Origin of the sequence: Photorhabdus heterorhabditis, from assembly GCF_018448905.1 — a bacterium.
GTDB classification, from domain to species: Bacteria; Pseudomonadota; Gammaproteobacteria; order Enterobacterales; family Enterobacteriaceae; genus Photorhabdus; species Photorhabdus heterorhabditis.
In genome coordinates, this window is the sequence record NZ_RCWA01000056.1 from 1 (window position 1) to 18,649 (window position 18,649).

23 protein-coding genes, 1 pseudogene and 1 riboswitch are annotated in these 18,649 nt (G+C 38.7%); of the genes and pseudogenes, 8 read left to right on the forward strand and 16 right to left on the reverse strand.

What is annotated here, in order from left to right:
• Window positions 1–542: 542 nt before the first annotated feature.
• Genes EAE89_RS21005 through EAE89_RS21020 form a run of 4 tightly spaced genes read right to left on the reverse strand, consistent with a single transcriptional unit; the run spans window position 543 to window position 4,729 of the window.
• Window positions 543–2,012, reverse strand: a complete 1,470-nt coding sequence (locus EAE89_RS21005; protein WP_214086528.1) for a gluzincin family metallopeptidase — start codon at window positions 2,010–2,012, stop codon at window positions 543–545.
• Complete coding sequence (locus EAE89_RS21010; RefSeq protein ID WP_054481617.1) at window positions 2,000–2,554, reverse strand: DUF6817 domain-containing protein; 555 nt, start codon at window positions 2,552–2,554, stop codon at window positions 2,000–2,002. Before EAE89_RS21010 ends, EAE89_RS21005 begins: the two co-directional genes overlap by 13 nt.
• A complete protein-coding gene (locus EAE89_RS21015) occupies window positions 2,551–3,792 on the reverse strand; it encodes an MFS transporter (protein WP_054481616.1) in 1,242 nt (413 codons plus the stop codon). Before EAE89_RS21015 ends, EAE89_RS21010 begins: the two co-directional genes overlap by 4 nt.
• Window positions 3,779–4,729, reverse strand: a complete 951-nt coding sequence (locus tag EAE89_RS21020; protein ID WP_054481614.1) for an aKG-HExxH-type peptide beta-hydroxylase — start codon at window positions 4,727–4,729, stop codon at window positions 3,779–3,781. The genes EAE89_RS21015 and EAE89_RS21020 overlap by 14 nt, the downstream gene beginning before the upstream one ends.
• Window positions 4,730–5,117: 388 nt before the next feature.
• Window positions 5,118–5,243: riboswitch (TPP riboswitch) on the forward strand.
• Window positions 5,244–5,351: 108 nt separating this feature from the next.
• On the opposite strand from EAE89_RS21020, the gene thiC reads away from it, so the two are divergent.
• The 7 genes from thiC to EAE89_RS21055 all read left to right on the forward strand — a co-directional run bounded on the left by thiC (window position 5,352) and on the right by EAE89_RS21055 (window position 11,840).
• Window positions 5,352–7,289, forward strand: coding sequence for a phosphomethylpyrimidine synthase ThiC (gene thiC / locus EAE89_RS21025; RefSeq protein ID WP_149617536.1), 1,938 nt, complete (start codon window positions 5,352–5,354; stop codon window positions 7,287–7,289).
• Window positions 7,273–7,944 carry a thiamine phosphate synthase gene (gene thiE, locus EAE89_RS21030; RefSeq protein ID WP_149617535.1) on the forward strand — a complete coding sequence of 224 codons (672 nt, stop codon included), beginning with the start codon at window positions 7,273–7,275 and terminating at the stop codon, window positions 7,942–7,944. The genes thiC and thiE overlap by 17 nt, the downstream gene beginning before the upstream one ends.
• Window positions 7,934–8,683, forward strand: a complete 750-nt coding sequence (locus EAE89_RS21035; RefSeq protein ID WP_149617534.1) for a HesA/MoeB/ThiF family protein — start codon at window positions 7,934–7,936, stop codon at window positions 8,681–8,683. Before thiE ends, EAE89_RS21035 begins: the two co-directional genes overlap by 11 nt.
• The gene (thiS, locus tag EAE89_RS21040) at window positions 8,680–8,880 is read left to right on the forward strand and encodes a sulfur carrier protein ThiS (RefSeq protein WP_054478201.1); all 201 of its coding nucleotides are present in this window, start codon (window positions 8,680–8,682) and stop codon (window positions 8,878–8,880) included. The genes EAE89_RS21035 and thiS overlap by 4 nt, the downstream gene beginning before the upstream one ends.
• Window position 8,881: 1 nt before the next feature.
• Complete coding sequence (locus tag EAE89_RS21045; protein ID WP_054478199.1) at window positions 8,882–9,649, forward strand: thiazole synthase; 768 nt, start codon at window positions 8,882–8,884, stop codon at window positions 9,647–9,649.
• Window positions 9,649–10,788 (forward strand): 2-iminoacetate synthase ThiH, encoded by a 1,140-nt coding sequence (gene thiH, locus EAE89_RS21050; protein WP_054478197.1) that lies wholly within the window; start codon window positions 9,649–9,651, stop codon window positions 10,786–10,788. The genes EAE89_RS21045 and thiH overlap by 1 nt, the downstream gene beginning before the upstream one ends.
• 563 nt (window positions 10,789–11,351) lie before the next feature.
• The gene (locus EAE89_RS21055) at window positions 11,352–11,840 is read left to right on the forward strand and encodes a hypothetical protein (RefSeq protein ID WP_036771609.1); all 489 of its coding nucleotides are present in this window, start codon (window positions 11,352–11,354) and stop codon (window positions 11,838–11,840) included.
• Window positions 11,841–12,258: 418 nt separating this feature from the next.
• On the opposite strand, the gene EAE89_RS23815 is transcribed toward EAE89_RS21055, so the two are convergent.
• Entirely contained in the window at window positions 12,259–13,209 is a 951-nt protein-coding gene (locus EAE89_RS23815; protein ID WP_244866676.1) for a hypothetical protein, read from the reverse strand.
• A gap of 148 nt (window positions 13,210–13,357) precedes the next feature.
• Here EAE89_RS23815 and EAE89_RS21065 point away from each other — a divergent pair, with 148 nt between their 5' ends.
• Window positions 13,358–13,471 carry a SymE family type I addiction module toxin gene (locus tag EAE89_RS21065; protein WP_339423531.1) on the forward strand — a complete coding sequence of 38 codons (114 nt, stop codon included), beginning with the start codon at window positions 13,358–13,360 and terminating at the stop codon, window positions 13,469–13,471.
• A 78-nt stretch (window positions 13,472–13,549) separates the two neighbouring features.
• On the opposite strand, the gene EAE89_RS21070 is transcribed toward EAE89_RS21065, so the two are convergent.
• The 11 genes and pseudogenes from EAE89_RS21070 to EAE89_RS21120 form a co-directional block, all read right to left on the reverse strand.
• Complete coding sequence (locus tag EAE89_RS21070; RefSeq protein WP_054478194.1) at window positions 13,550–13,825, reverse strand: colicin immunity domain-containing protein; 276 nt, start codon at window positions 13,823–13,825, stop codon at window positions 13,550–13,552.
• Complete coding sequence (locus EAE89_RS23820) at window positions 13,822–14,697, reverse strand: colicin D domain-containing protein (RefSeq protein WP_339423532.1); 876 nt, start codon at window positions 14,695–14,697, stop codon at window positions 13,822–13,824. The genes EAE89_RS21070 and EAE89_RS23820 overlap by 4 nt, the downstream gene beginning before the upstream one ends.
• 5 nt (window positions 14,698–14,702) lie before the next feature.
• Window positions 14,703–15,149: a hypothetical protein gene (locus EAE89_RS21080; RefSeq protein WP_214086529.1), complete on the reverse strand. Its 447-nt coding sequence runs from the start codon at window positions 15,147–15,149 to the stop codon at window positions 14,703–14,705.
• A gap of 2 nt (window positions 15,150–15,151) precedes the next feature.
• Window positions 15,152–15,664 carry a polymorphic toxin type 25 domain-containing protein gene (locus tag EAE89_RS21085; RefSeq protein WP_152912062.1) on the reverse strand — a complete coding sequence of 171 codons (513 nt, stop codon included), beginning with the start codon at window positions 15,662–15,664 and terminating at the stop codon, window positions 15,152–15,154.
• Between the two features lie 72 nt (window positions 15,665–15,736).
• On the reverse strand, window positions 15,737–15,976 hold the full coding sequence (locus EAE89_RS21090) for a hypothetical protein (RefSeq protein WP_054481767.1): 240 nt from the start codon (window positions 15,974–15,976) through the stop codon (window positions 15,737–15,739).
• Window positions 15,960–16,586 carry a hypothetical protein gene (locus EAE89_RS21095; protein WP_244866677.1) on the reverse strand — a complete coding sequence of 209 codons (627 nt, stop codon included), beginning with the start codon at window positions 16,584–16,586 and terminating at the stop codon, window positions 15,960–15,962. The genes EAE89_RS21090 and EAE89_RS21095 overlap by 17 nt, the downstream gene beginning before the upstream one ends.
• Before the next feature lie 16 nt (window positions 16,587–16,602).
• A complete protein-coding gene (locus EAE89_RS21100; RefSeq protein ID WP_054478564.1) occupies window positions 16,603–16,845 on the reverse strand; it encodes a hypothetical protein in 243 nt (80 codons plus the stop codon).
• Window positions 16,842–17,495: a hypothetical protein gene (locus EAE89_RS21105; protein WP_214086530.1), complete on the reverse strand. Its 654-nt coding sequence runs from the start codon at window positions 17,493–17,495 to the stop codon at window positions 16,842–16,844. Before EAE89_RS21105 ends, EAE89_RS21100 begins: the two co-directional genes overlap by 4 nt.
• Before the next feature lie 210 nt (window positions 17,496–17,705).
• A complete protein-coding gene (locus EAE89_RS21110) occupies window positions 17,706–18,188 on the reverse strand; it encodes a hypothetical protein (RefSeq protein ID WP_214086531.1) in 483 nt (160 codons plus the stop codon).
• Window positions 18,185–18,475, reverse strand: a complete 291-nt coding sequence (locus EAE89_RS21115; protein ID WP_214086532.1) for a hypothetical protein — start codon at window positions 18,473–18,475, stop codon at window positions 18,185–18,187. Before EAE89_RS21115 ends, EAE89_RS21110 begins: the two co-directional genes overlap by 4 nt.
• A 60-nt stretch (window positions 18,476–18,535) precedes the next feature.
• A pseudogene (locus EAE89_RS21120) lies at window positions 18,536–18,649 on the reverse strand (IS5/IS1182 family transposase); the annotation flags it as partial.

Sequence of the window (18,649 nt, forward strand, 5' to 3'; positions counted from 1 at the left end):
GGGGGCAAACAAGATTCTATCAATATCCAAGCATCATCAGAAATGTCGTAACGTGCCACTATTTTGTTCCTGCATCGAAATCAATCAGATAATAATACTATTAATTGATATTAAGGGACACAGCCTAGTTGGTCACTATTAATTAGACTTAAAGTGACCAGAGATACAATTATTTTTGAGATTAAAATATATAATGTTTCCGAAGATCGTATTTTCCAAAAATCATCATTTAACTTCACTGGGAATAATCTTATTCATTTCTTTACTGATACTATCTGCGATAACATGCCCCATTTCTGTCAATTTGGCATGATTATCTATTATCTCCCTCCATAAGGAATTTTTTCCATTTGTTCACTAATAAATTAATAAACATGAGAAATTGATCGCAAAACAACCAACAATATGGCTGGCAACAATTAACCTAGTCATTGTAAATACTTTCAATCAGTAAGGGTTGTAGTTTTCATAATCCCTTCTATACTACTGATTACTTTCTTGTCGGAGTGCCTAGCGTAAGCTGTTTTATCGCATTATTTTAATTAGACAATTATTGAATGTATTGTGTCATTCAGCATCTCTGCATTCATGAAGTAATCCAAAAAACAGTTTGGTGATATAGTGGCAGACAAGGAATGTGCCACTATATTGTTCAAAGGGTACAAGCTGTATGCTCCTTCCCTCCCACCTGAAATGATGTGCTCAAGATAAACCGGCTTAGTTAATATATTGGAATAATTGAAGAAACACGGAGAACCGTTTATCAATTTCTCTGGCATAAGGTCAAATATAGCTATGCCACTGTGGAGATAAAGATCGATAAACGCGAATTCTATCTGACGCATCTCATCAAGAATATCCATACAAATAAAGTTATCAAAAACCATTTTCTGTGATTCATTCATAGCTGTATTGCAAACCAGTTCATTAAAAAAAATATGTTCGGATAACTGACTTGGTATTTCAATAGTTGAGCGGAAATCACTGTGATAAAGACCTCCATTAATACTAGCCATACCAATACTAATCAGATGACCAATTTCATGAATTACCGTTTTTATTTCAGCTATTCCCAATGGTTGATGAAATAAAGCAGATTTGAGATAAGTTACTGATACAGAGCTATCAAAAATCTTGTCACAAGATATCGCTGTCACTGTACCTTGTATCTGACATGCTTGTATGACAAAAAAAAATGAACGCTCATTATGAGTTGATACACGGATGATATACCGATTTGTTGATTCACATTCAATACTAAAATGAGCTTGGCTATGTTTATTTAAGTAAGAAAAAATTAATCTAAGTATTTCAAGCAAGTGAAAATTAAAACATGGCAACGATAGTCTATTTACCAGATTTCTCTGGTACATACGGAATGTAGCAGGATCAGTGAACTGATTTACATCAATTCCAAAATGATTACAAAGAGTTTTTAGTGAATTTATAAGTTTATGATAATAGATTTCCAAAGTGTTCTTAACATTCTCAGTATCCTTATTGAAAAGATAATTACATTTATATGAAGCAAAATCTTTATACCCTAGCCCTTGCACGAAATAATTTCTTGCTCCAAGCATTTCATCTATAAGATAAAATATTTTATTTAGTATTTCCTTATTCATATCATTAATCGAGTGTTTAACTTCATATGCTCTATGTAGATTATCTATATTATTGCAATCGGAAAAAAATGATTTAAGATGGTGCTTATCTGTAGATATAAAATTCAGGCCACTAATATCAGACAATAATGTATCAGTTAAAGACCTAAGAATATTTTTAAGATCTTTAATTTCAGTAAAAACATTAATATTACCGTTATATACTCCATGCCCAATATAAATATCTTTGGCAAATTCTGCCCAATTTGGCGTGTGAATGACACAATCCGCTAATTTTTTCTCAAGTTGGCTGAATGTTAAGAAAAAATTATCAGGAGATATCACACCAAGAATATATTTATCATGCAAAATAGCCATTTCTGAATGAATAGAATTTATGTTCTGCATGATAAACTCCAAAACCTATTAAAATCAATTTTTATACCGTGGCAACAATAATATAATATCGGAAATAGTTTCTTAAGGTGTTCCCTTGCATCTTGGTATGTAAAAAAGCCTTTCTTTTCTACACACCATATTATCTGTTCAAGTATGTCAGCAACAATAATGTTGACCAAATTAGAGAATATATCTTCAGGAATAGAAATATCTTCAGTCTGAGCTCTTAGTGTTACAACATTACCATTCTTTGATATATTATCATAATTTTTAGCATAATGAACTCGCCCATAATAATAAACAAGTAACTCAACATCTTTTCCAACAATTTGTTGTATATGTTCCCTATCTTTATAACTCACACCAGAATTATTATATATTGAATTTTCATCATATATTGAATGTAACATTCCTGCATTACATACTACTTCTTTACAACCATATTTATTTAACAATTTAGCAGTATTAACCAAGTGCGACGAATGATGACGATCATATACCTTGTCTTTATCAATTTGGTAAAATTTTTTAATTTCTGTCAATATGCTCATAAATCACCATAATTTTTATCATAAATAGAGTCTATTTCTTCTTTATCTTTACTAAGCAAATCATCAAACATAGGGATATATTTCAGGAATAGAGAAACAACACATATTAGAAAACCACCAATAAGAAGTACAACAGAATAATTCCATTTCTCTATTATCATAGAGAAAAGAATGAATCCGAAAGGATTCCCCAATCCAATAAAAGCGGTATGAACTGTCTGTATTTTTACTCTATGTCTTTCCGGTATAGCGATGGAACGACTGGATTCTATGCTGACATTATTCAGTATAACAGAGACTCCGATCAGAAAAGCCAAAAGACACCAGATGATATGACTTATAAACAAAGATAAGCCAACCAGACATAATCCTATCATAAAAAACGAGAAAATAACGGTGCGAACTTTACCATATATTTTTTCAAAATAGGATTGGAAAAATACGGAAGCACAAATTGCCCCAATCGCAGCACTCGCTTCTATTATTCCAATCATAATAGCGCTTGAGTGTTTTACTGACTCTACAAAATATGGAATAACAAGAGAAGAAAACGGAACTAGAATCATATTCACTAACAGAGATGAAAGTGCCCAATATGGCTCAAAACGATAACGAAAGAAAAGTCTTAGACTGTTAAGAGCAGAAGAAGGATTATCTTCCCTCTTCTGCAAAATCCTTGTCCCCCGATTGTTTACTCCATATAGAATGCATACGGATAGGACAATTAATCCGCATAACGTCCATGTCATATTAATTATCCCTATAACTTCATACCCTGCCATTCCCAAACCGATACCAAACACATTAAGAGACGCCTGCAACAAAAATGTCTTACGATATGCTTCATCAAGCTCATGTTTACTGACAATAAACGGAATATAAGCATTCACAACAGGAGAATAAAGAGCATCGATTAAGCCAAGTATGATACTAATAATGAAGAAAAAATATATTGGCCCACCGTAACTAATGTTATAAAGGTAATATATTGTTAAAAAAATAAATATAAGATTGAGTACAAAAAGAATTTTTTTCTTATCAAGCTGGTCAAAAAGATGTGATAAAGCGAGACCTGAAATCGTTCTTGAAAGAAAATAAACAAAAAGAAAATACGAAGACAATATTAGCTGGTTACTCTTAATAAGACTTAAAGTGACCAGAGCTACAATTATTCGTGAACTCAAAATATATAACGCTTCCGAAGATCGTATTTTCCAAAAATCATCATTTAACTTCACTGGGAATAATCCTATTCATTTCTTCACTGATACTATCTGCGATAGCATGCCCGATTTCTGTCAATTCTGCATGATTATCTATTATCTCTTTTGTATCAAAGAATTTTTTCAATGCAGTATTAAATCGTGATCTAATTTCTTCTTCATAAATCCCAGAGTATATATTAGATATTTTATATAAAGTTTGACAAATCCGGTTAAGTACAAAATAGGCATGAAATATGCCAATCATGGGTCTACCATCTTCACGAAATGGAGCTTGATAACGTTCTTCAGGATCATTCAAAACAAGATAATCTTGAGCATTAATAATATTTAGTGCATGATGTGCACATTCATGAACGATATGCTCAATATAGTAAGGTACACTATTTTCATCCGCACTATAAAGTAGGATCATCCCCCACATATTAAAGTTGCAGCCTGACCTGATATAATTCCCTTCTGTTTTTCCTGTAAGATATATTGTATCAATAAAACATACACATTCAAGATAGGTATTTTCATCATAGGTTTTCAATAATTCCAATGCTTCTTGTATCTTCTCTATATCATCTTTTACTTCATGTGCAAATCGGTATCCAACCCTGACTCCTTTATCATCCTGCTCCAATATTTTAAAAAGCATGTTCATATCAAACACAGACTCGATAAAATAATCCAAAGCTTTAATAGATAGCTCTGGCTTTTCTGTATAATCCTGGCATTTTTCTATAGCATTCCGAATGTAATTAATACATAATTCCCTGTTATCCTTTTCGGCTGCATCGATAGCCAAATAATGAGAAGCACATAAATCCCATTTTATGAAAAATCCATCAGGAACTTTAAAGTCAGACTCGGTTATTTCAATTAAATATTCAAGTGAATTACGGATCTGTAATTCGAAATCAGAGCGGAATTGTTTATGCGGATAACATGTCGTAGCGATATTCATCTTCAAACTCCATATTATTCCCCTTCGTACAAAATACGAAGGGGAATAATCATAAATTAATCATCGTTTTTGTCATTGACAGCCCAACCAGACAATGGTGATTTAATTTTAACTACTTTAGAAGAGTCAAAGTTTTTCATAACCTATTTCCTCAATAAATTATCATCGAAAAAATAACGTTTAGCTAAACAATATTTAGCATAGAAAATATTCATTATTTATCTACTAAACAATCTATAAAATGAGGTAGTTATCACAAAATAATTTTTAGATTACCATCAATACCCATTTGCAAACCAACATGGCTGGCAACAATTAACCTGGTCATTATAAATACTTTCAATCAGTAAGGGTTGTAGTTTTCATAATCCCTTCTATACTACTGATTACTTTCTTGTCGGAGTGCCTAGCGTAAGCTGTTTTATCGCAGCATACACAGGCTGAGACCGTTAATTCGGGATCCGCGGAACCTGATCGGGTTAAGACCCGCGAAGGGAACAAGAGTAATCAATCGCTGTTGGCTCACCCGGTTTTCCTACCAAGAGTCCATCCAGCTATCAATTATTACTCCCTGCGAGCTCCAGACAAGCAACTTTCCCAATAACACGGTTAGGAATTTGCTATGTCTCATAATACTGTTATCCCTACAACCGATATCTCACCAAAACCCAATCCAGCGCGCCCACGTAAAGCTCAACGTGATGCCGCTCAGGAATTTATTAATTCTATTCAGGGAGTCGCGTTCCCTAATTCACAACGGATTTATCTTCAAGGTTCACGCGAAGATATTCAGGTTCCAATGCGTGAAATTCAGTTATCTCCCACGTTGATTGGTGGCACCAAAGAAGAATCTCAGTACGAGGAAAACGAAGCTATCCCTGTTTATGATACTTCCGGCGCTTATGGCGATCCTGATTCCAGGTTAGATGTGCATGTTGGATTAACTAAACTGCGTCAACAATGGATCGATGAACGCCAGGATACTGAACCCGTGACTACCCTCAGTTCCGATTTTACCCAACAACGTCTGGCAGATGTCGGTCTCGACCATTTACGTTTCCATCATCGTCCTCACCCATTGAAAGCCCGTAAAAGCAAACGCGTTACTCAGCTACATTATGCCCGTAAAGGCATCATCACACCGGAAATGGAATTTATCGCACTACGGGAAAATATGGGGCGCGAACGTATCCGTGGTGATGTATTACGCCAACAACATGCCGGACAAAGTTTCGGTGCTCAATTGCCAGAAAACATCACGCCGGAATTTGTCCGCCAAGAAGTCGCCGCTGGCCGGGCAATCATTCCCGCCAATATTAATCATCCTGAATCAGAGCCGATGATTATCGGTCGCAACTTTCTAGTGAAAGTTAACGCTAATATCGGAAACTCTTCAGTAACATCATCCATTGAAGAAGAAGTAGAAAAGTTAATCTGGTCCACCCGTTGGGGAGCAGATACGGTCATGGATCTCTCTACTGGTCGCTATATCCACGAAACCCGCGAGTGGATCTTACGTAATAGCCCAGTTCCTATCGGTACCGTCCCTATTTATCAGGCACTGGAGAAAGTCAATGGCGTAGCGGAAAACCTCACTTGGGAAATGTTCCGTGATACCTTACTAGAACAAGCAGAACAAGGGGTAGATTACTTCACCATTCATGCAGGTGTACTACTACGCTACGTGCCGATGACAGCCAAACGCCTCACTGGGATCGTTTCCCGCGGTGGCTCCATTATGGCGAAATGGTGTCTATCTCATCATCAAGAAAACTTCCTCTACCAACATTTCCGCGAAATATGTGAAATCTGCGCTGCCTATGATGTTTCTTTATCATTGGGAGATGGCCTACGCCCGGGCTCTATTCAAGACGCCAATGATGAAGCCCAGTTTGCAGAGTTACATACATTAGGTGAACTCACCAAAATTGCCTGGGAATATGATGTTCAGGTAATGATCGAAGGTCCCGGACATATTCCGATGCAAATGATCCGCCGCAATATGACGGAAGAATTGGAGCATTGTCACGAAGCCCCGTTCTATACCCTTGGCCCACTGACAACAGATATTGCACCGGGTTATGACCATTTTACTTCAGGGATCGGTGCAGCCATGATTGGCTGGTTTGGCTGTGCCATGCTCTGTTATGTAACACCGAAAGAGCATCTCGGCTTGCCAAACAAAGATGATGTCAAGCAAGGGCTAATTACCTATAAGATTGCAGCCCATGCCGCCGATCTCGCCAAAGGTCATCCCGGTGCACAAATCCGCGACAATGCCATGTCCAAAGCGCGTTTTGAGTTCCGTTGGGAAGATCAGTTTAATCTAGCTCTCGATCCAGATACCGCAAGGGCCTATCACGATGAAACTCTGCCACAAGCCTCTGGCAAAATTGCGCATTTTTGTTCCATGTGCGGGCCAAAATTCTGCTCTATGAAGATCTCTCAAGAAGTACGCGATTATGCTGCCGGTATGGAACAGATGTCTGAAGAATTTCGCGCCCGTGGCAGCGAGTTATATCACAACTCAGAGGATGTATCCCATGAACAATCTGCCTAATGCGCCATTTGCCCCAACTGAATACAAATTGGGTCTATATCCGGTCGTGGATTCACTTGAATGGATTTCTCGTTTGTTAGAAGCAGGAGTCACTACAATTCAGCTGAGAATTAAAGATCTGCCAGAAGATCAGGTGGAAGAAGATATTCAGCGAGCCATTATGCTCGGTCGCCAATATAACGCTCGCGTGTTTATTAACGACTACTGGAGACTGGCAATCAAACATGGTGCTTATGGGGTTCATCTGGGACAAGAAGATTTAGTTATTGCCGATTTACATGCAATCCAAACAGCCGGATTACGGTTGGGCATTTCTACCCACAATGAACAAGAGTTAGCGCTGGCAAAATCTCTGCGTCCGTCTTATATCGCTTTCGGCCATATTTTCCCAACCACGACTAAAGAGATGCCATCTTCCCCACAAGGACTGGAGGGACTGAAACGACAGGTAGAAAACACATTAGATTATCCCACTGTCGCTATCGGAGGTATTTCTCTTGAACACGTACCGGATGTTATTGCAACAGGAGTTGGCGGAGTGGCGCTGGTCAGTGCGATTACTAAAGCAAAAGATTGGTGTCAGGCAACGTCACAATTACTTCAGTTGGTTGAAGGCATTGATTCGAAGATATTGAGAGGTTCTTATGCTGAATGATCAAGAATTTATGCGTTACAGCCGACAACTACTGTTGGAAGATATTGGCCCTGAAGGGCAGGAAAAACTGAAGTCAAGTTGTGTATTGATTGTCGGTCTAGGGGGATTAGGCGCCCCCGCATCTCTCTATCTGGCTGCTGCGGGTGTGGGAACAATTTATCTCGCTGATGATGACCAATTGCATATTTCCAATTTACAACGGCAAATACTTTACCGTACTAGAGATATTCCTTCTGCAAAAACAGAACTCGCAGCCAATCAACTCAATGCACTGAATCCGCTGGTAAAAACAACTGTGTTTAATCAACGTCAGGATGTGGAATCCCTGACAAAAATCGTGAAACAAGTCGATCTGGTTCTCGATTGCTGTGACAACATGGCAACCCGTCATGCTATCAATGCCGCTTGTGTGGCAATGCGAAAACCATTAATTAGCGGCAGTGCAGTCGGATTCAGTGGTCAACTGATGGTATTTGAACCTCCTTACTCTCACGGCTGCTATACCTGTCTCTACCCTGATCAAGAAGAACCCCAGCGAAATTGCCGGACTGCGGGTGTATTAGGTCCGGTAGTCGGTGTCATCGGCACATTGCAGGCACTAGAAGCCATCAAAATGTTAACCGGGCTTCCCTCCCCATTAAGCGGCAAGCTTCAATTATTTGATGGTAAGCAGCAAAGCTGGAGCACATTACAACTCAGTCAGTCGCAGCAATGTCCGATTTGCGGAGATATTGCATGAAAATTACGGTAAACGACCAACTAATAGAGATTGCCGCTCCTCTGGTTGTACAACAATTGCTGGAACAACTTGAACGAGTACAGCCAGGGACAGCGTTGGCCGTTAACCAGATCATTATTCCACGCTCAGAGTGGCATACACATCAGGTTAATGATGGGGACAATGTCCTTTTGTTTCAGGCGATTGCTGGAGGTTGATATGTTAAAAATCGCTGATACTACGTTTAATTCCCGCCTGTTCACCGGTACCGGTAAATTTGCCAATTCAGATTTAATGATTCAGGCGATAGAAACCTCTGGCAGTCAACTCGTCACAATGGCAATGAAACGCATTGATTTGCAGAGCGGTAATGACGCCATTCTGGCACCATTGCAAAAACTTGGCGTTAAATTACTGCCAAATACTTCTGGGGCCAAAACCGCAGAAGAAGCCCTGTTTGCTGCCCGCCTGGCCCGTGAGGCGCTGGCAACAAACTGGATCAAACTGGAAATCCATCCTGATGTGAAATACCTGCTTCCTGATCCAATCGAAACACTTAAAGGCGCCGAAATGTTGGTCAAAGACGGGTTTGTCGTTCTGCCATATTGCAGTGCTGATCCGGTTTTGTGTAAGCGTCTGGAAGAAGTGGGTTGTGCAGCAGTCATGCCTTTAGGTGCGCCGATTGGTTCTAATCAGGGACTATTAACCCGAGATTTTCTGAAAATGATTATTGAGCAAGCGCAAGTGCCAGTGGTTATCGACGCGGGGATAGGTGCACCAAGCCATGCACTGGAAGCGATTGAGCTGGGTGCGGATGCTGTATTAGTCAACACCGCTATTGCCGTTGCACGTAACCCAGTCAAAATGGCTCAAGCCTTCAGAGTGGCAATTGAAGCGGGCGAGCTATCCTATGAAGCTGGCCTGGCAAGTCCAAAACAACATGCTGTTGCATCCAGCCCACTGACTGATTTTCTGGGGGTGTTCTAATGGCTAATAATTTTACGAATAGTCGCTTTAATCACCGCTGGCGACAATTAGACTGGGATGACATTACCCTACGTATTAACAGTAAAAGTTCTCAGGAAGTTGAACGGGCATTGAGTAGCAACAAATTAAATTTAGATGATTTGATGGCGTTGCTCTCACCAGCAGCGAAGCCATACATAGAACCGCTGGCACAACGAGCACAAAAACTCACTCGTCAACGCTTTGGTAATACCGTTGGTTTTTATGTACCACTTTATCTCTCCAATTTGTGTGCCAATGATTGCACTTATTGCGGGTTCTCAATGAGTAACCACATTAAACGCAAGACATTGAATAAAGATGAAATTATTGCGGAATGCCAAGCAATTAAAGCGCTGGGTTTTGACAGTGTGCTATTAGTCACTGGAGAGCATCAAGGCAAGGTAGGTATGGATTATTTCCGCCGTTATCTGCCACTTATCCGCGAACATTTCAGTTCAATAATGATGGAAGTCCAACCCATGACGCAGGAAGAGTACTCAGAATTAAAAACTCTGGGGCTAGATGGTGTGATGGTTTATCAGGAAACCTATCATGAGCCAACTTATCGACTTCATCATCTGCGAGGAAAGAAACAAGATTTTCACTGGCGGCTAGAAACACCTGATCGTCTTGGTCGGGCAAAAATCGATAAAATCGGCTTAGGAGCACTGATTGGCCTTTCTAGTCATTGGCGGACAGACTGCTATATGGTGGCTGAGCATTTATTCTTTCTGCAACGCACATACTGGCAGAGCCGTTACTCAATTTCATTCCCACGTCTGCGACCTTGTGCCGGAGGTATTGAACCTGCATCTCTGATGGATGAAGCAGAGCTGGTACAACTGATTTGCGCTTTTCGTCTATTTGCACCAGATGTAGAACTTTCTATTTCTACTCGTGAATCCCCATTCTTTCGCGATCACGTCATCCCACTGGCAATCAACAATGTCAGTGCCGGTTCTAAAACCCAACCTGGTGGTTACGCAGATAGTAGTCACGAAGAATTGGAGCAATTTATTCCGCATGATAACCGTTCTGTTTATCAGGTCGCGGAAGTATTAATTAAAGCCGGGTTACAACCTGTCTGGAAAGATTGGGATGGTTATTTAGGCCGATAATTTTATTTTCTCTCTTCTCAAATAATTCGATTTTAAGTAAACGCCTTTAACAGGCAATAACCATACGAAATAGGATTTAATATAAAAACTGTCTGGAATCAATACCAGACAGTAATATAACCAATAATAATATCCGCAGTATATACCTGTCATCATTATCACCTGCAAAATTATTTCTATTCAAAAGAACCACCCTAATGTAAAATGAAATATTTTATCTCTATCAATCCAACCAACATTAAAAATTCATTTCAATCCTCAACACTCTATTGTAATAGTGCCATTTTACGCATGTTTTTTTCTGGCATATACATATACTCCTCACGTAAATAAGAATATAAAAATCCAATTTATACCCATATCGGATAAATAGAAAATACTATATTTATAGTATATAATTTAACTCCCCATTGTTTATTCTTTATTAATTTATACAAATTACAATTCCCAATTAATAAAAAACACAATTGAATATTCTCCTATCATTGATAAAGTCATTCCCGAGCAATAAAATGCTTAAGAAAAGTTAAATTTATTACTATCAATTTTAAAAGGATTAACATATGAATATAAAAGAAATTCTGAATAATATAGATTATTCTGGTCAGAAAAGTTCTGATAAAGAATTGATTAACGGCTCATTTGATGAAGGATATAAAGGCTGGATAATCCCATTCCCCGAAACGGTAAAAATCTTATCTGAGAATGGAATTAACTTTCTTAGAATCCACCCTAAGTCTGATGCCATCTTTCAAATTATAGAAGGATTAGAACCTAACACTAAATATAAGCTAACAGGTAAAGCGCGCATATCACCCGCCATAGGCGTAATAGACGACGGCTTCCCAGCTATTTTTGGTTTACATAATGATACCTTTAATCATAACACTTTTGTTGTAGACTCCACGGAATTTATCACCGGTTCTGTAACATTAAGTACAGATGCAGAAGGATATTTACGCGTTTTCTTAGCAAAAACCACGATGGGAACTGAGTCCCCACCACCAGAAGTCACCGCTGATTTTACTGGTTTTATTTTCGAGAAAGCCTAATATAGCTAACCTTAATATCGTTTGACATCTGAATGCCCGAAGCTCACTACTCCGGGCGTTTTAATAATGTAGTTTTGATATCATGTTTTAATGCTTTGTTTTAACATTACAGCCATAGGTATTACCTCATTATTCACTCTATTTTTTTCTCCATGTGACTAATATTTCAATATAACTGCGTATTACCACGATGGAGATCACTGAGGGTTATTACCCGATCTCGATGGATGTTATTGGGTGATCTCCGAGGACAAAAATATGCAATAACATCCCGGAAATAATTAACTCTTTCACTATCTGCCAATTGACCGATAGAAAAACATCCTTTATAAAAAGACCAAATAAGAATAACCCAGTCTGACAAGTAATGACTAAACAGACAAATAAGAAAAGATGCTTTTTCTGCTCAATATATATTTTATTCCCCCTCCTTATTTTTGTTTAATGAAGAAAATTTCTTGCAAAATTCTTCTATTAAACTAAACAAACATATAAAAAATCCAAATATTGCCCCACCACTACCGCCGACTTTTATACTGAATTTTAATCCACTAATAGCGGGTTGAATGTCTAAAAGAAAATACCTCTCTTTAAAAAAGATAATCAGGTACGCTAAAGGAATGCTAATCATACAACACACTGAAAAAACTATTCCCCATCCCAAGATTAAATAGATAAATTGTTTCAGTCTAAAAATAACGCTCCTTTTATTGTTTATTTTTTTCTTCCTCGTGTTTTCTTTATACCTTCTTCTACAATGTAATCTGTTGCAACTCCAGCATAATTTCCCCACCAATCTCGGAAGCTTTATTAGAATAACCTTTAGAAAGCATTTCATTGGTAAACTTCCCCCCACTTTATTACCAATTACAGTACCAACGGCATTACCTAACATTGAGGTTGTAGGATCTTCCCCTTTAACTTTACTTCCTAAATAAGCGCCTCCTGTATTCACAAGGGTGCTAAATAGTGTTCCTTTACCTTGAGTTAATGCGCCAGTTCCTACCGCTATCAGTGTATCTGTTGCACTATAGTGTTCTCCTGGTTTCAACGTTAAAAACTGTTTGGTGACATCGGTTGCTCCGCCTAAAATACCTCCACCAATGACTGCGGCGGCCCCAGTAATAGGGCCAACTATAGTGCCTCCCACAACAGAAGCACCTGCTCCCCAAGCGACTAACAATCCTCTTGCCGGATCTTGTCCTTCCGGGTGATCGCCTTTGGCATGTTTTGACAATGCCGCTGAAATCTCTTGAGGGGATTTACCTTCATTTAACATCGCGGTAGCCAAACTTGATGCTGACCGACCATAATCCGCCATGCTTTTGGGTAAGCTCAGGGCATTATTATCCGCAACAACGCATTCCATTGCGAAGTTGATTACCGAACTCCGATTTCCCCAATGCCCTCAGTCAGTTACAACCCGTTTTTTCCAATGTGCGTTCACCGCCGAACCCAAAACCCCCTGACGCGCTTTTCGCCCCCGAAGGCCAGTTTTTCCCGCTGTGCTCTTGTCAGTGTTGCACCTTAAAGGAAACTGGCTGGAAGAAGCGGGTTTTGCCACCGGACCGGCAGTACAAGTAACCATTGAACGGAGACAATTGATTATCCGGCTCGTTGAGAAGAACTAAGGAAGTTATGAATGCACCTCAATTAGTTGGTGTTTAACTTTTGAGATGCAGTTCATACTGGCTAGGGTCTATGCAGAATTAGCTATTAACTAACTGATTTATTAGCTGAGATACTTTTTCACATAATTGTTCATTATCTAATTCATATTCTTCTCTATCATCTGGATCTGAATTATATAAATCAGCAAGGCAAAATATGCTTGATAAGCATTCGCTTAATTTACCCTCATACTTGAGGATATTGTTGTTATCCCTTTCTATACGCCACATTTCCATATACGCTTCTACAAAAACTTCAGCAGATAATCTCCCTTTAGTAAAAGATTTGGCAAATTCTAAAATCAATGCGTTCATCGTAAAACTCCATTCTTGATATAATTGTCATATTGTGGTGTTCCAGGTGTAAGTTTGAAACCAGTAACAAAATTACCTGAACTATCAAGCACAACAGCATTATTTGTATTTGAATTAAAGAAAACTTTGGAGTCTTTTACGAACCCATAAGTACCTTGCCGAACTGTTGTAGTATCCTCCATATGACTTTTAATCGCTTTTTCATATTGACGAAGCGTTTCTGGGTTTTTCTTAGTAGTTATCACACCAAAATCTACTGCATGTTTAAATTTTTTATCAAGCTGCTTTTGAGTGATACTCGTTAACTCATTTCCTTTTGTCCCCGCATTTCTGGACTGGTTATGTGAGGTTTCCGCCTGAGCACCTTTATCAGTGTTACTTTTCTGACCTTGATCTGAATGGGTAGCTTTTGCACCTGTTTTACTAATCCCTCCGGCCACTCCCGCAGACGCAGCAATTCCCGTCTGCCCCATAATCTTCACGATTTCCTGGGTGGTTTCTTCTGAGCCGCCGGTGACTTGAGCACGGTGGAGGACTAAATTGCGGGACGCATCAATATTTGACATGGCACCGCGTAAATCAGCCCATTCCCGTACTTCTGCCGGTGTGAGGGAATCCAGCCCCTGCATTCTGGCTTTTTCCTGAATTTCACTTATCCGAGCACTGTAGTCACCTTGCAATGCCCGCAGCTCTTTAGCAACGGCAACGCACTGGTCAGCCCCTGAACAAGTTGTTATCCTCTCTTGAACCTTGTCATATTCCTGTCGGTATTTATCCCTAACGGCAGAACGGCAACTGCTATCACCCTGACAATTAACCAGTTCCTCACTGCGCGATTGGTTCTTCTCCACACTTAGGTGGTTGTTGTCCACAACAATTACGTAGAAAAAAACAAATAAAGCCAAACAATATAAAATAACCTAGATAACCATAATAACGTATTTTTAAGACTTATTTCCATTTCAAAAGCAAACTCTCTTATGAATTCAATATTATTTCTATGTGCAAATTTTCTTTTTGAGAAAAATCTGCAATGAATAAGAAAAAAAATAATTGCAAACACTCCAATAAAATAGCTAACAAAGGAAGTTAAGTTTCCATTTTTAATAAATTCAAACCAAATTCCAGACATATAAATAACAAATAATATTATCATGGGAAAATTAGCAAGTTTGTTTTTATTAAAAAAACAAAAATCAAAAAATAGCAATGGAGATTTTACACTTCTTAGTGAAATTTTTTTGCTCAAGCCAAAGTAGATGAAGCATGCAAGAAACCCCAACAGACTCAAGACCATCAAAATAAACGGAATATATACAATCATGCTCATTTATCCTTAAACTCATGTTTATATATTTCAGTGCCAACTTTGCCATTCACGTCTGCTTCACCTAATGGAGTTTCCCTTGAAATACCACCCCAGCCAATTGAAGGCCCTATACCAAGTGATACACCTATTCCATCTTTTCCTGCTGATATTCCAAATGAACCATAGCCAAAACCTAGATCAAAAGAATAATCTTTATCTTGGACTCCTAATAAACCTGGGAAATAAGGGCCAAATTCTATTCCGACAGTTGCTCCACCATGAGCACCAATAGCTGTTGTCATCCCACCATTAATTGCAAATTTATTTGGATCCAATGCTGCTTCAGCAAACCCTGCTGGACCTATTCCTGCTGTAACCTCACCTTTTACATGTGGTTTAACTTTATAAGTAACACCCCATGATGGCCCCTGATGAGAGTATTTTATAGCTTCGTTTATTTCTTCTACTGTTTTCCCTTTACCTTGTAGATCAAAGGACAATGATGCATCTGAACTGATCGAGTTGGCTATCTGCCCCCAAAAGGTTCCTGGACCATAACCAAGGGCATTATTATCCGCAGAATTACTGAAAGATTATGATGATTAAGATTTGTTTTCTTTCAGCCGTGCTAAAAACCAAGCACCTATACCAAGTGGTACACCTGTTGCTATTCCTCTTTTTACAGAAAACCACAATTCATCTCGATAAAAATAAAAATTACCATCAACAAAATAAAATATTAAAGCAACAATTAACCTGGTGGTAAAAATCAGTAAGGATAAAAAAGAGCAAAAATACATTATGAATAAAAAAAGTCGAAAAATATTATTTTTTAACTTCATCTTTTTTAACCCTTTTTTCTAGTTGTTTTTGAATTGCAGATCCAGATACTTCACTAATAATTGTACCACTTACTACTCCCGCAGCTTCTGATACTGCTTGGGTTGCTACAGGGGTTAATTTATCAGTAACAACTTTACCGCCAACACTACCAGCCGCAGTACCAAGCCCGGCACCAATAACCGGTACAAGTGGGCTTTTATCCTGTAGTTTTGCCCCAACATACGCACCAGTAATACTCGCTATTTCTGTAAACCAAAAGCCTTTGCCTTGTGTTACTGCCCCCGTTCCCGTGGCTATCAATGCGTCAGTCATGTTCACTGGGCCATTTGTCAATTGATTACTAACATTAGCGGTTCCACTGATTATACCTCCAGCAAAAATACTTCCCACTGTTGCTCCTGATGGTAGTAGCAGTGGTGCTGCTACCGTGGACATTCCTGCTCCCCAAGCGACTAATAATCCTCTTACCGGATCTTGTCCTTCCGAGTGATCACCTTTGGCATGTTTTGACAATGCTGCCGAAATCTCTTGAGGGGATTTACCTTCATTTAGCATAGCGGTAGCCAGACTGGATGCTGACCGACCGTAATCCGCCAGCCCTTTTGGCAAGCTTAGTGCATTATTGTCAGTCTTTATTTTCTTTTAACTTGGACATAATCCAGATACCGATTCCTGTAGGAATACCTGTACTAGCACCCATTTTAAAAGAGTAATAGACATCTTCTAGAGAGAAGAAAAATTGTCCATCGGTGAAATAAAAAATGGTTGCTAGAATAAGGCTGGTAATAAAAACCATACAAAAAAATAATATAAACCATAGACTGGTAAGCAATAAAAGAGCCCGATAAGTGGCTTTTTGATGTTTCACTTACCACCTCCACGTTTATCTAACTGATTTTCAACTCTATTTCCTACCGCTTCAGAAATTAGAGCTCCACCGATAGCACCGCCGACTTCACTTTTAATTGGGTTCGCCACTATTGGCGCTAGTTTATCAGTAATAACTTTTCCTCCAATTGCACCTACAACATTACCAACTGCTGCACCTGCTACCGGTGCAAGTGGGCTTTTATCCTGTAGTTTTGCCCCAACATAAGCACCCGTTATACTCGCTACTTCTGTAAACCAAAAGCCTTTGCCTTGTGTTACTGCTCCTGTTCCCGTGGCTATCAATGCGTCAGTCATGTTCACTGGGCCATTTGTCAATTGATTACTAACATTAGCGGTTCCACTGATTATACCTCCAGCAAAAATACTTCCCACTGTTGCTCCTGATGGTAGTAGCAGTGGTGCTGCTACCGTGGACATTCCTGCTCCCCAAGCGACTAACAATCCTCTTACCGGATCTTGCCCTTCCGGGTGATCACCTTTGGCATGTTTTGACAACGCCGCTGAAATCTCTTGAGGGGATTTACCTTCATTTAGCATAGCGGTAGCCAGACTGGATGCTGACCGACCGTAATCCGCCAGCCCTTTTGGCAAGCTTAGTGCATTATTATCCACAACAACGCATTCCATTGCGAATCTGACTGCCGGACTCTGATTTTTCAAATATAATCAGTCAGTTACAACTAATTTTTCCAGTGCGGCTTTGCCGCCGAATCCAAAAACCCCCGACGCGACTTTTTAGCCTGTAAGCAACTTTTCTTAGACGTAATGAACTGCACCGTTTAAATGTCGGATGATTGTCTAACATTTTGGTGTGCAGTTCATTCTGATTAGGATCTTTTATTTGGTTTGCAATATAAGTATAGGTTGAATAAATTCGTCTAAAGAATCAATATCAATGTATGATACTTCATTTTCTCTCATCATATGTAGTTTAATAACAGAATCGATTTCCTCTTCAAAGTCATCAAGTACAAGAATAAGTTCGAATTTGAAAGAGGGAAGATCTTGTTCCAGTTTAGCAATAATAAGAGAAGCGAATTTTATAGCAACATCTATAATATTGTTTTCCAAATAGTCACTTAATCTTATTTCATTATAGAAACATTCCTCTTCTGTTTTATCGAAGAAATTTGAATGACTATTAATTTGATTTTCTCTTAACACACTAGCTACAGGACCAAGAGAAGAAAAAAATACACAACCGTTTGAACTTACTGTGAACCCAAGATTTAAGAACTCAGCAAGAACTTTTGGTATTACAACCTCTTCCTTGACATATCCATCTAAAAAACTAAACATTTTCTGATTGTATTTAATCATTTTTCCCCCAAATATTGTTTCATGCCTTTGTCTATTGCCTGCCTAAATTTCGGATCAGATAATAAGTTATTTACTGATGATGGTGCAGGTACTTTATTTTTTGAAGAGTCAAAGCTATAAAACGAATTAGTAGATGGCTCGTAGTAATATTTGTTGTTTTTATTATCTTGATAGTGTATTTGTCCTGGCCTCTTGCCAGGGTTTGGATTTTCTACATCAATACGTTCTTTACCAACTCCTTTCCATATAGTTTTACTGGAGGTTTGAACACCATTTTGTCCTAGCATAGGACCTTGATCAATTGGTACGTTTTTTTCTTTTACCCCGACCTTACTAGGTAGTGTCCCTTAATTATATAATCTCCGGCAAAAGAGTCGAATACAGCCTAATTTCACCATCGACAGATAGTTTCGTGCTGTTTTTTCATAGCGTGTTGCAATACGTCGATTACCTTTCAAAAA